The organism is Streptococcus sp. ZY171113, assembly GCF_057748235.1.
Genome location: NZ_CM173243.1, coordinates 216,365 through 229,049, shown reverse-complemented (window position 1 = coordinate 229,049; position 12,685 = coordinate 216,365). Strand labels below are relative to the sequence as shown.

Sequence of the window (12,685 nt, the reverse complement as noted above, 5' to 3'; positions counted from 1 at the left end):
TTACACGTCCTCGCTGTACTCGAGGCCCAGCTCCTCAGCAATCTTGGCGTAGCCCTCACGCTCCAGGCGAGCAGCCAGCTCAGGGCCACCAGAGAGGACCACGCGACCCTCCATCATGACGTGAACCACGTCAGGGGTGATGTAGTTGAGGAGACGCTGGTAGTGGGTGATGATCATGGCACCAAAGCCCTCGCCCCGCATGGCGTTGACCCCTTTTGAGACTACCTTGAGGGCGTCGATGTCCAGACCAGAGTCAATCTCATCCAGAAGAGCAAACTTAGGCTCCAGCATGAGGAGTTGGAGGATTTCGTTGCGTTTTTTCTCCCCTCCTGAGAAGCCCTCGTTGAGGTAACGCTCGGCCATTTCTTCTTTCATGCCCAAGAGTTCCATCTTCTCGTCCAGCTTGGTGATGAAGTCACGGACGGAAATCTTGTCCTCGTCTTCCTTGCCAGCGTTCATGGCTGCACGGATAAACTCGGCATTGGTGATACCAGGGATTTCAGACGGGTACTGCATGGCCAAAAAGAGGCCAAGACGGGCCCGCTCATCCACTTCTAGCTCCAAGATGTTGACGCCGTCAAAGAGGACTTCGCCATCGGTCACTTCAAAGTTGGGGTTACCCATGATGGCGGCGGACAGGGTGGATTTGCCTGTTCCGTTAGGGCCCATGATGGCCGCAATTTCACCTGATTTGAGGGTCAAATTGACCCCTTTCAGGATTTCCTTGTCCTCGATGGACACGTGCAGGTTTTTGATTTCTAAGGTTGACATGTGGTTTCCTTTCTGGTCTTGGCGGGCCTGTGAATCGCCCACCTGCTCTCTTAGAATTATAGCAAAAAACACGGCACTTGTGTTATTGCCGTGTTTTAATTTTTAACGAATATTATCGTCTATAAAAACTGGGATTTCAAAAAAACTTGGCTCTTTCAATAAATAACCCTTGCCCCGTGACAAATCATACTGAACCAGCCTGAGGTCGGCCGCAAGGTCTTGAACACGATTGGTTTGGCCAACCCGATCCTTGTGCAGAACCTCTGTCAACAAGGCATAGTAGGGACTGACCTTGTTACCAGTCGTTTCTAACATCAAGGCGTTGAGGTCGCTGGGCCCAATCAACTCATAATGATAAGCCTGCGTCTCAAAATTACTCCAGATGAAATAATCGGTCTTGTACTGCAAGCTCGGATCTGCTGCAAAGGTTGACTCTGGATAGAGGCCCGGCAGGTGATCACCAAAGAAAACCAGGGTCACTTTTTGATCCAATTGCTTGAGCTGGTCTAAAAAAGTTTGAGTCGCCTTATCCGTCTGCGACAGCAGGCGAACATAGCTGGTCAGGTTGGCATTTTCCTCCACGGTGAAGCCTGGTCCTGTACCGATGATCTCAGCTGGTCCTTGTGCCCGCCACTGAACATGGTTTTGCATGGTAATGGCCGAGATAAAGCGTGATTGACCAGCCTTAACCTGGTCCAAAATCAGGTCGTAGGTCTTTTGATCACTGACAAAATTGCCCAGGTAATCATCAGCTGTGACCGCAATCGGATGGGTCAGGCTATTGAGGCTATAAAAATGAGCGATACCTAACTGTTTATAGACCATATTACGGTTGTAACTGGTGTCAAAATAAGGGTGAATCCCAACCCGATTGTCAGCAGGGTAAAGGTCACTGATACTTGGCAGTTTTTTCATCTTGGGCACCACGTCTAGGTAAACCGATGAAATGGACGAGCTGTAATTATAAAAGGGGAGGCCACTGTAAACCTGAAACTCAATATTGGCTGTGCCACCGCCGTAGTGATCACTTTTCATCAAGCCACTGGTTGTCTGACCCATGATGGTCTGGATATTAGGCAGGACATTGTGGCTCAGATTGAGGCCTGGCAGCCTTGATGGGTCAGCCAAGCTCTCGCTCAGAACGTAAATCACGGTCTGGTCGGTCAAGTGATTGGGCCGATTTTGGTTAATGGTCTCTGCTAGACGGCTGTATTTGCGAGCAATCCGACGCAGACTTTTCTCCGAGTAATCTTCTGGCTCTTCCATGCTGCTTTTACTCAACTGTTGCAACCAAAGAAAAGACAGGGTTCGGTAGCGGGCCACAAAGGCATAGCCCTTCCAGTCAACATTCCGCCAGTTATTGACCTGGGACAGGATAGGTATTCCTGACCAGATTTGGTGGTTCTTTTCCTGACGAATGGCAAAGCCCATGCCAAAAATCACAGCCAAGATGGTCCCTATCCCCACCAAACGTTTCCAAAGAGAGCTGATAATTGGCCCTTGGAAAAAGCGATTGCGGAGGTGAACATAGACCAAAGCCAGCACCACTATGGCCAAAACCGATACCAAGACAGCCCTCAGGCTGATAAAGCTCAACAACATCCCAGCATTACCAATCCATTTGAAATCGTTGGGCGTCAAGGGTTCTGAACGGTAACGGAATTTCAGGAAATTGATGGTAATGAGGCTGATATTGAGACTGGCGATGAGGGCAACCGACAGGACCTGCCGATTGAGGACCAGACTGATGAACACATTGAGTAAAAAGAGGCAAAAGACCTGAAAGACAATGGCACCTGGAAAGAGATGACGGCTAAAGTAAGCACCTGTGCCACCAGCCATTGAAGCCTGGTAGCCGATATGGGACAGAATCGCCAGCACCAAGCTGATAAAGGCCATGCTCCGACCGCCAGTCCGATTGGCTCGAAAGGCCTGATAAGCCTTGACCAAATAAACCAGAAACACATAATAGGCCAAAACATGCAGGCTGGCAAAAACAGGGGTCTGTTGGAAGAAGGCCTGATAGGTCCCTTTTTCGACCAAGGTCTGATAATGGCTATCTTTCCAATAGGAAACGGCTAGAGGGCTGAGGGACAAGAAAGAGGCCAGGAGCAGGTAGCTGTCAGGGTAGAGGAGCTTGTCGCCAAGGGATAGGAGCCTTTGTCGACCAGCTGGCCACCGTCGCAACAGGAGCCAGACAAGGACAGGCAAGAAAACCATAGCCAACAGCTCCAGTTGAAAGAGGTTGTTCCGAACAATATTCCAGGGTTCAAAGGCCTTGGCGTTAAGCCGATAAACCAGGTTGACCAGGTAGAGACCACCGAAAAAGTAGGCCAGGTGCTTGGCAAATTGAACCGTCCAAATCTGTCGGTCATAACGGATTAAAATGAGCAACAGGTAGGCTGTAAACACCAGATAAGCTAGGCCACTCAAGCTTAAAAACCAGGTGGGAAAAGCTAGCTTAGTGAGCAAAAGGGCTCTTGCCATGATCAGAACCACTGTCATGGCCATCACTAGGACAAACTGTCCCAGCCACTTGAAAGAAGGTTTCTTCATCAGACCTCACCCCTTGCTCGATTTTGGAACACCGTCAGCCCTGCCAAGACTAACCAAAGCAGCCAGCCACCAAGGCTAATCGCCAGGATTGGGACCACCCACCATGGGGTTGGGTAAGATAGGATCAGTTGGTTCTGCCCTGCTTGCCCCTGAACCGTCGGCACACCGATGGTAGACAGGTTAAGGTCAGCCCTGCTCACTTCTTGCCCATTTAGGACCACTTGGCTACCTTGGTAAATAATGACGGGCAAGGCCGTCGGACTCGCAGTAGCTGCCTCCCAAGTCAACAACAGGCTCTTGCCCTGCACCTGCTTGTCGAAACCTGCATTGGGCAAAATCACCTGATCACGGTAGGTGTCATAGGTGTTGTCCGACTCCTCATTGGTTTTGGGGGCCGTGCTTAGGGACAAATCGGGCACATAGTCTGGGGTGGATTTCTGAGCCAGATGAATGAAGGCCGACAAGTCCTTGGTGTGAAAGGAAGCACGCACCTCATCGCTAGTGCCGTAAAGGGTGGTGTGGATGCGTTTGGTCAGAAAGCTGTCGCTGTAATAGTGACCTTGGATTTCCTTGACACTTTCCTGCCAGCTGAACAAGACCCCAACCAATAAGGCCAGAACAGCTAGGCCCGTCACCAGTTTCTGAGCCTTCTGAGACAGGTTGCCGACCTGCCAAGCCAGAACAGCCAAAACCAGAGCATTAGCATAAAGGAAAAAACGAAATGGAAACTGAATCAATTCCACCAGGGTTATCCCCTTACCTGCCACCAACTGCCAGGGAAACAGGTTAGTAGACAGAACAAAGAAAAGAACATAGGTTAGAGACACCCCTGCAATCGCCAAGGTATGACGTTTCCATTGCCTCAGCGTCAACCAGAGGTAGGCGAGAAAGACAGCTGGCAAGGAATAAGGGTAATAAAGAAAGAGGGTCTTAGACCAAGTTACTGTATTGGAGACAAATTTTTTATTGATAAAAGGAGGCACGAGAGTGTTTTCCAGATTGATATGAACCAGCGGCAGCCAGATATTGGCCGTCAAAACCAGGAAAATGCCGATTGACACCAGCACCTGCCCCACGATTCGCCACTTGTCACGGGCAGTCACCCAACCCAGGAAAAAGAGGAGGCCGTAGGCCAAGACCAAAAAAAGGGTGGACAACATGTGAACCTGTAACATGAGCCCAACAGCCCCTGCCATCCAAACCACGGGCACTGTCTTGGTTTGTAAAAATCGCACCGCAGGAATCAAGCAGAGCGGAAAGAGGGCCACTCCCCAGCTGGTGAAGCCCTGGGTAGCCCACCAGTATTGGATGGAATAAGTGGTCACGAAAAAGAGGGAAAAGAGGATGGCAAATCGATACCTGACCTTGAGGACCCGCATGAGGGCATAGAGGGAACTAGAACTCACCACCCCCAAGAGGAGGTTGGACAAGATTTGGTAACGAAACCAGGTGCCACTCAACAAGACCAGACCGCCTTGCAGGTAAGCAAACAAGGGGCCGTAGAGGGCATTCACTATCCGCCCTGACTGCTGGTAACCATAAAGGCTGATAAACGGAGAAAAATTTCCCTCCTTCAGTTGCATGGCTGCATCGTAAAAGCGATTATAATGGAAAATCAAATCAGCCCCTGTCACCATCCCCCTAGTCAGCAAGTGGGGGAGAAGCAGGAGCAAGGAAAAGACCACAAACAACCCAAGGGCAAGAAGATTAGGGTGTTTTTGTATAGGCGTTTTTAACATGAGAATCCCTTCATAAAAAACTCGGATGAGTTGCCGACCAACGCCGCACAGACCTCATCCGAACCGTTTGTTTTGGAAAAATCCATCATCAAGTATAGCAAGCTTAGCCAGACCTGTCAACGAAGACGTTGGGCAAACTAACCTTGATAGGCGGATTGGTTACAGGCCTGCCGCTTGCAGGGCGTCAGCCAGTCTGGCAAAGTCAGCCAGGGTCAGGGCTTCACCTCGGACAGAGGCTTCCAGCTCTGCCATGGCCAAGGCCTGCGTCAGTTGGTCCTTGACCTGGTCGGACTTGCCAAAATGGTTGGTCAGGTTGTTCCACAAGGTCTTTCTGCGGTGAACAAAGCTGGCCTTGGCGATACGGAAGAAATAATCCTCGTCCTTAACGCTAACCAAGGGCTCCTCGCGGCGAACCATCTTGAGGATGGCCGAGTCCACGTTGGGGGCCGGCACAAAGACGGTGCGGGGCACGATGAAGGCCACCTTGGCGGTCATGTGGTACTGGACGGCGATGGAGAGGCTGCCGTAGGCCTTGGTGTTGGCCTCAGCAGAGATGCGGTCGGCCACCTCTTTTTGCATCATGACCACGAACTCAGCGAAGGGAATCTTGCTCTCCAAGAGGTGCATGAGAATAGGCGTGGTGATGTAGTAGGGGAGGTTGGCCACCACCTTGATGGGCAGGTCAGGGTTCTTGAACTTGCCGATGTAGCTGGCCAGGTCCACGGTCAGGATATCCTGGTTGACCACCTGAACGTTGTCAAACTGGCTGAGGGTGTCCGCCAAGATGGGAATCAGGCGGTCGTCAATCTCAAAGGCCATAACCTCAGCGGCACTCTCAGCCAAAAACTCGGTCAGAGCCCCGATACCAGGCCCAATCTCGATGATGTTGACGTTCTTGTCAATCTCAGCCGTGGCCACAATCTTGCTCAAAATGTTGGTGTCGGTCAAAAAGTTCTGACCGAAAGACTTCTTAAAGGTAAACCCGTGCCGTTCCAAAATGGCACGCGTAGCGTTTCTATCTGCGATTTTCATGTGTGTTCTTTCTAAATTTAGCTAACAATGTCAAATACTTTATCAAGCACAGATCGATGCCAATCATCTTCTGTTTTACCTTCAATGAGCATTTTCTTAGATACAGTTATCGAATGCTGATGTATAGAATATAAGTCCTGTGGAGAAATATTTTTACCAGTTGCTTTTTCAAAGAATTCAATAAATGTATCAATATTCATAGGAATAATATCTACTACACCATTATAAATTTTTGAATTTTGATGTGATAAAGTATAAAAATGGTGCACCACAGTATCAACTACTTCTTCAGCAATAAAAATTCCAAAAGTTGGTTTCTTTAACTGCATTTCACCAATATGTCTAGAGACAGGTTCACCTTCCATTTCATATTGCTTCTTACCTGTCGACAATGTTACTTCAACACCAATATTAAAATCACCATAATCTCCGATAATATCACTTTGGCCACCTCCAGCTGTTGAAATCGGTACACCAGAGTCATCAACTCTAAAATTCCCTTTTATATCACCGTGGTTAATCATCGTCATCGCTCTCCAAATATTCCATTCAAAAAACGTCGGTCTCATACTTGCTGGTTGGATTTCTTTATTTTTTATTGCTTTAAACACACTAAGTATATCGTTGATTTGAGATTTATCGCCTGATTTTAATGATGAAATCTGCTTTCTAACCTTAGCCTCTCTATTTAATTGACGTTGTTTGCCCAATCTTTGCTTTAAGAGATACAATTCTTCGGTATTCTCGCCATAGCTTCCCGAATCAACTAAAGAGCCTATGAGTTGTTCTTTGTCATCTGTTAACAATGTAGGAATATATGGATTCGTAAGATAAGCATCATATTCCTCCCGAGAAATATCTAATGGAAGAATATCACGCTCTACATGTTTTAAAAGATAATCAACTTCTTTTTGGCGATTGGAACTTATAGATAGAGAGTTCCCCCTAGTTAAAACAAACAACCCAGAGGATCTTAATAGTCTAAAAATAGAATCTGTATAATCTCCCCAATTTCTAAGTTTTTTCTTCATGAATTCTTCAGGGGTTGTCGTCGGTGTTTCTCTCGTGCTAATATTTCCCGAATCAATAATATCTCGATATAAATCAGAAAAAACCTTGACATGAACATCATAATCAAATTGCTTCTTATTCTGTTCTGTCTTCCTACTGATTCGGTATTGTTTGATAGCATTTACAGTAGCATCAAATTTTCGATAATCAGTCAGTGTCATACCGAATATGTACAACTCCGTATAAGTTAAATATTCAAGCCTATCTACCAAACGAATCAATTCTAAAAACGGCTTTATATTGAAATATCCCTTATTTGTCTTACTTTCCTGATGTAATTTTGACGGTAATTGAAATTTTAATAGTTGATGTAAAAGCACATCTTCAAATAAATTTTCATCTTTCAATAAATTCCCAGCTGTGGTAATCTTAAAAGGTTTCCCGTTTTGAGTAATAAAGAATCCCAATGCTTGAGGCATACGTGTCAATTTATCTCTTCCTGCCAATGCTTTATCTTTTGCTTGACCAGCTTCTTCTCCCGCAACTTTAGCTTCGGACAACACATTATAAAACACCTCCTGAAAACGAACATCATAAGCCTCCCCATCGAGATTATTTTTTTCAATCACTTCAATATATTTGGTAATTAAATTTGGGTTCCTCGGACTAGTAAATCCCAACAAAAAGCGTTCTCCAAAACGAGCCATAAATTTCTCCTTAGTAATTTTTTATAATAAGGTGATTTGCTTCCGACTTAAATCGGTTTCTTATGTTTACCGAATAGTTCTTCGGATACTTGCCAAATATAAACTCCGAATACAACTCTGTAATTAAAGGAGTTTCGCCAATAATCATCAATGCTCGAGAAGATAAATTCTTAAAATCCTCAGCTAATTTTCGATGTTCATGTTCACCAAAATCTCCTGTAAACATTTCATTCCCATAATCTGAAAAAACGGTATCATAGGGAGGATCTAAGAAAATAAAATCTTTTTCTGTAGCTCGACAAAAAGACTTTTCGTAAGAACCCGTATAAAGTTCTGAACCAGATAAAAGAGTATGATGTCCTACTGTCAACAAATTAGTATTAAAATTTGCATACCTACCATATGGGACATTAAACTCTCCTAATGAATTATAGCGTATCATGCCCGAGTAGGCTGTCTTATTGATAAAAAAATACAGTGTTGCTTTCTCGTACTCTGAAATTCGTTTCCCATTGAACATATCACGAATTTTGTAATAAAGCTCATCATTTGGGTCTAATACCCGATTATGAGGCTCTAAAGATTTTTGGTACAAAAACAACCTACGATTTTCCTCGTATTCATTTTGCAAACCCAACAACTCTTTTTTAATTTTGACAAATTTATGAGATGAAATTTCCTTATAAAATGTCATTAACTGCTGGTTAATATCTCCAACAACTGCTTGATTTGGTTCTAGATGAAAAAAAGTTGCACCACCACCAAAAAAAGGCTCAAAATAAGTTTTAAATTCAGGTATCAAATCAATATAAGCTGGCAATTCTTTTGATTTTCCACCCCTATATTTTAAAATCGGTTTCACCTTCTATACTCCTCCACCTCTACCAAAATCAGATCACAACATTTATTGCAACATCCCTACCGATAATGATCCTTGACCGACAAAACATACAAGCAATCATCTTCAACCATATAAATCAAGCGGTTTTCAGCATCAATTCGCCGTGACCAGCTACCTTGGTAGTCGTACTTGAGCGGTTCTGGTTTGGCAATGCCTTCAAAAGGGTGGCGTCGAATATCCTTGATAATCTTGTTAATCCGCTTGAGGGTCTTCTTATCTTGCCCCTGCCAATAGAGATAGTCCTCCCAAGCCTCATCCGTGAAACAAAGTTTCATGACCTAATCCTCTACTAGCTGACGTTCTTGTGTTTTACCAGTTCGAACGGCTGCCATGCCACGCAAAACCTTTTCTGACAGGTAAGCATTTTGAGCGACCGTAAGGGTTTCTTGGATGCTACTCCACTCGCTTTTAGACAGGACCACAATGTCCTCGTCAGGATTTTTATTGACCACAATCAGAGGCTCGAACTCATCATTTACCTTTTTCATATAGTCTTTGAGGTGATTACGAAAATGGGAATAAGCGACTGCTTCCATAAGATATCCTCCTATTTTTCACCATTGTAACAGAAAAAAAAAGACTTGTCAAAATTCTTGTACAAGTCTATGTTGAGAAAATAATCCTACTTTCTTGTATAGCCTCCCATACACTCCTCCACCTCTTCCAAGGTCACCCCAAACAATCTCAATCGTTTGAGCAGTTGTTTGCCGTTGGAATAACCGATACGGAGTTCTTGGCCCAGGTATTCTCGGCGTTGGCGGCTGTCTGATTTGAGCAAGAGCCCCAATCGGATCAAGTCAGCTTGGGTGATGTCAAAGTTATCTTCGTCCTCAAAATTGCCTCGGACACCCTTGAGGGCTTTTTCCAGGTCTTCAAAACTGGCGTGCTCGACACCCAGCGATCGTCCCTTGGTCTTGGACTTTGGGGCGGCCTCGTCTCGGTTGAGAAAGGCTTGCTTGACGGTGGGAATGGCTGTCGTGATGATGCGACGAATCCGCTCACCGTTATAGTCTGGGTCAGTAAAAACAATAACCCCACGCAGATTATGGAGTTTCTCAATTCTCTCCAAATCCTCGTCCGTGATGGCTGACCCCCTGGTTTCGTAAGTGTCCACCTCGTAAAAGCGTTTGAGGTTGGCGGTGTCGTCCTTGCCTTCCACGACGACGACTTCTTGGATGGTGATTTTATCAGTCATAAAACTCCTAACTTAGTCATATCCCGAAAGGGTAAGTAGCACTAGTTTATCTTGATATTCTAGAACTCGGACTCCACCTGTGACAGCAGTGTTCTCTAAATAGATATACTCTTGTTCAGATTTTTTAAGGCCATAAACTTTAGGGTGACCATTAGCAATCATGTCGAAAACGTAGAAATAAGCCTGACAATAAAGAGTGTCATCTAGCAGTATTTGTCCCTCAAACAAACTGCTAAAGCTAGTCTCAAACCAATCATAATCCTTACTAGAATCAAGACTAAGCCTGTCCAAAATCTCAACAATCGTCTTCCACTCCTTAACAACATAAGCAGTCAGGCAATAAGTTAAGGGTTTAAACACTAACTCCTGAACCCCATGTTTCATCAACAACTGGTTGAACCGTCTGGTCTCCTCCAAATCAATTTTCATGAGTAGAGTTTCCGGAAAACTGTCTAAATAATCATCAATAATTAAACGGTCAGTCAAGTCTAAAAAACCTCATAGCATTCTCTGTCGTGATTCTGGCAACTTCTTCCGTGGTCATGCCTCGTAGCTCAGCGATGAAGTCCACAACGTGTCTGGTGTAGGCGGTCTTGTTTTCTCGTCCTCGTTTAGGGACTGGGGCTAGGTAGGGGGCATCAGTTTCCACCAGAAGCTTGTCTAGGGGGATGCGTTTAGCCACTTCTTGAAGTTCGACTGACTTCTTAAAGGTGACCACACCTGAGAGCGAAATCATCATCCCTAGCTCCATGAACTGCTCTGCCATTTCCCAAGAGCCTGAAAAAGAGTGCATAATGCCGCCGCGGGGGCCGATGTTGGCCTCACGGATAGCGGTCAGGGTGTCCTCCAGGGCGTCGCGGGTGTGGACGGCAAAGGGCAGGTCCAGCTCCTTGGCCAGGGCCATCTGGCGGTCAAAAACGGCCCGCTGGACGGCCTTGGGGGCGGTCATCCAGTAGTAGTCCAGGCCAATCTCGCCCAGGGCGACGACCTTGGGGTGGCGGAGCTTGTCCCGCAGGTAGCTCTCAGTCTCATCAGTGTAGTCGCCAGCCTCAGTCGGGTGCCAACCCAGGGTCAGGTAGATTTCAGGGTGGCGGTCGGCCAGCTCGATGGCGGTCTCAATGGTCGGACGGTCAAAGCCCACCACGTTGTGGCGGGTCACACCCATTTCTTTAGCCAGTTCTAGTTCCTCTGCCACACGCCCCTCAAAAGCAGTCACGTTGAGGTGGGTGTGGGTGTCAAAAATCTCGATAGTCATGGCTTTATTGTACCATATTTTTGGAAAAATCGTGCCCCAGTTTATCTGTTATGGTGGTCCTAGTTGGCTTAATCGTCCCCTCAGTACAGCTGGCAACCAACTGCCTAGCCCTCAAGTAACCTGTGGCACTCTGGCAGAGCTGATAGGCTGGGAGGTGTGAGGTGGGTCTTGTTGTCTGGTTTTCAGAAAATTCCCTGCAAAATTTCACAAAAATCAAAACCCCACCAGACTCGAGTTTCTGGCGGGGTTCTGAGCATTAAGCTTGTGTCAAAGACTTGCGTCCTTTGCGACGACGCGCTGCAAGCACACGACGTCCATTTTTAGTAGACATGCGGTTGCGGAAACCGTGCTTGCGGGCACGACGGATTTTACTTGGTTGATAAGTACGTTTCACGATGAATACCTCCTCATAGATTTTCGTATTCGTTTAGCCGGCTATTGTGATATCAGTTACTAAACATACCTTGCTATTTTATCTCAAAACTCACGCCTTGTCAAGCTTATCTGCTTTTTTTCGTAAATTTTCGTTGATACGCTTGATTTGCTGGCGGTTGAGCAGGTAAATCAGGGTCCAGATGGCCAGGTAAATCAGGCTGAACTGGGTCAAAAAACCAAACAAGAAACCAAGGTCAGCTGTCCAGTCCACCCAGCCGTTGAGGCTGGTCATGCCAGCCACCAGAGCTAAAATCACTACAAAATGCAGGGTCGTCTTGGCCAAGTCAGAACCCTTTTCCAGCTCATAAATCAGGGCTGACAGGCCCATGAGGCCTGAGAAAAAGACGGTAACCAGAAGCTGCTGGCTGGTCTGCTCGGCGATGTTCCAAATAAACAACTGAGCCAGGTAAATGAAGCTGCCAATGGTCACGCCATAGGCAAAGCGGTCAAATAATTTTTTCATGATAAACTCCTATAATCCTAGTTTTTGCTCCAGGGCCTTGAGGTAGCGGCGACTAACAGTCACCTTGACCCCCTGGCTAAGAAAAGCGGTCATATTGCCAGAAAAACTGGCTTCCAAGTAATTGAGGTGGGCGATATTGAGCAGGATCTGCTTGGAGACCTGGACCAGGTCAGGGTTATTGAGCCTGGCCTGGAACTTGTAGAGGCGGTCGGTGGTCACCAAGCTCCCTTTCTGGGTGTGGAGCCGCAGGTCGCTCCCTTCCACCTCCACGGCAATCAGCTCCGCCACCCGCAGCATCTGGATGCGGTCAGCGGTCTTGACAGGCACGATGTCCGGGCTAACCTGACCGAACTGGCTCAGGTAGGCCAGCACCGCCTCCACTTGGGCATCACGACTAGCCTTTTTCAGGCTAATCAGCAACTCCTCCTGCTGGTGGTCTTCTTCAAACTGGCACTTCATAAGCACTCCTTTCTTGGTTTGATGGACGTCTCATCTGCTTTTATTTTAGCAAAATAGCAGAGCTTTGGGAGCAGATTTGCGGTAAGTGGTTGATTTTGGTTGGTGAGCGGTGATTTCCCCACGCAAAAAGGCTGGGCCAACCCCAACCTAAAAAGCGATAA

At 46.6% G+C, this 12,685-nt stretch carries 14 protein-coding genes; all 14 read right to left on the bottom strand.

All coding sequences use genetic code 11. The features are described from left to right. The gene (sufC, locus tag AC3ARB_RS01150) at window positions 1–771 is read right to left on the bottom strand and encodes a Fe-S cluster assembly ATPase SufC (RefSeq protein ID WP_488320759.1); all 771 of its coding nucleotides are present in this window, start codon (window positions 769–771) and stop codon (window positions 1–3) included. A 102-nt stretch (window positions 772–873) separates the two neighbouring features. Next, window positions 874–3,327 carry an LTA synthase family protein gene (locus AC3ARB_RS01145; RefSeq protein WP_488320758.1) on the bottom strand — a complete coding sequence of 818 codons (2,454 nt, stop codon included), beginning with the start codon at window positions 3,325–3,327 and terminating at the stop codon, window positions 874–876. After that, window positions 3,327–5,066 (bottom strand): hypothetical protein, encoded by a 1,740-nt coding sequence (locus AC3ARB_RS01140; protein ID WP_488320757.1) that lies wholly within the window; start codon window positions 5,064–5,066, stop codon window positions 3,327–3,329. Before AC3ARB_RS01140 ends, AC3ARB_RS01145 begins: the two co-directional genes overlap by 1 nt. Window positions 5,067–5,225: 159 nt before the next feature. Beyond that, on the bottom strand, window positions 5,226–6,098 hold the full coding sequence (gene rsmA, locus AC3ARB_RS01135; RefSeq protein ID WP_488320756.1) for a 16S rRNA (adenine(1518)-N(6)/adenine(1519)-N(6))-dimethyltransferase RsmA: 873 nt from the start codon (window positions 6,096–6,098) through the stop codon (window positions 5,226–5,228). A 17-nt stretch (window positions 6,099–6,115) separates the two neighbouring features. Then, the gene (locus AC3ARB_RS01130) at window positions 6,116–7,816 is read right to left on the bottom strand and encodes an AlwI family type II restriction endonuclease (RefSeq protein WP_488320755.1); all 1,701 of its coding nucleotides are present in this window, start codon (window positions 7,814–7,816) and stop codon (window positions 6,116–6,118) included. A gap of 10 nt (window positions 7,817–7,826) precedes the next feature. Beyond that, a complete protein-coding gene (locus tag AC3ARB_RS01125) occupies window positions 7,827–8,678 on the bottom strand; it encodes a DNA adenine methylase (RefSeq protein WP_488320754.1) in 852 nt (283 codons plus the stop codon). A gap of 56 nt (window positions 8,679–8,734) precedes the next feature. Then, complete coding sequence (locus AC3ARB_RS01120) at window positions 8,735–8,992, bottom strand: Txe/YoeB family addiction module toxin (RefSeq protein WP_488320753.1); 258 nt, start codon at window positions 8,990–8,992, stop codon at window positions 8,735–8,737. Between the two features lie 3 nt (window positions 8,993–8,995). Beyond that, window positions 8,996–9,253, bottom strand: coding sequence for a type II toxin-antitoxin system Phd/YefM family antitoxin (locus AC3ARB_RS01115; protein WP_488320752.1), 258 nt, complete (start codon window positions 9,251–9,253; stop codon window positions 8,996–8,998). Between the two features lie 86 nt (window positions 9,254–9,339). Then, the gene (gene rnmV / locus AC3ARB_RS01110; RefSeq protein WP_488320751.1) at window positions 9,340–9,912 is read right to left on the bottom strand and encodes a ribonuclease M5; all 573 of its coding nucleotides are present in this window, start codon (window positions 9,910–9,912) and stop codon (window positions 9,340–9,342) included. Window positions 9,913–9,924: 12 nt separating this feature from the next. After that, a complete protein-coding gene (locus AC3ARB_RS01105; protein WP_488320750.1) occupies window positions 9,925–10,398 on the bottom strand; it encodes a hypothetical protein in 474 nt (157 codons plus the stop codon). Then, window positions 10,391–11,161, bottom strand: a complete 771-nt coding sequence (locus AC3ARB_RS01100) for a TatD family hydrolase (protein ID WP_488321512.1) — start codon at window positions 11,159–11,161, stop codon at window positions 10,391–10,393. The genes AC3ARB_RS01105 and AC3ARB_RS01100 overlap by 8 nt, the downstream gene beginning before the upstream one ends. 262 nt (window positions 11,162–11,423) lie before the next feature. Beyond that, entirely contained in the window at window positions 11,424–11,561 is a 138-nt protein-coding gene (gene rpmH, locus AC3ARB_RS01095; RefSeq protein ID WP_488320749.1) for a 50S ribosomal protein L34, read from the bottom strand. 90 nt (window positions 11,562–11,651) lie between these two features. After that, window positions 11,652–12,065 carry a DUF3021 domain-containing protein gene (locus AC3ARB_RS01090; RefSeq protein ID WP_488320748.1) on the bottom strand — a complete coding sequence of 138 codons (414 nt, stop codon included), beginning with the start codon at window positions 12,063–12,065 and terminating at the stop codon, window positions 11,652–11,654. 9 nt (window positions 12,066–12,074) lie between these two features. Then, the gene (locus AC3ARB_RS01085; RefSeq protein ID WP_488320747.1) at window positions 12,075–12,524 is read right to left on the bottom strand and encodes a LytTR family DNA-binding domain-containing protein; all 450 of its coding nucleotides are present in this window, start codon (window positions 12,522–12,524) and stop codon (window positions 12,075–12,077) included. Window positions 12,525–12,685 lie beyond the last annotated feature (161 nt).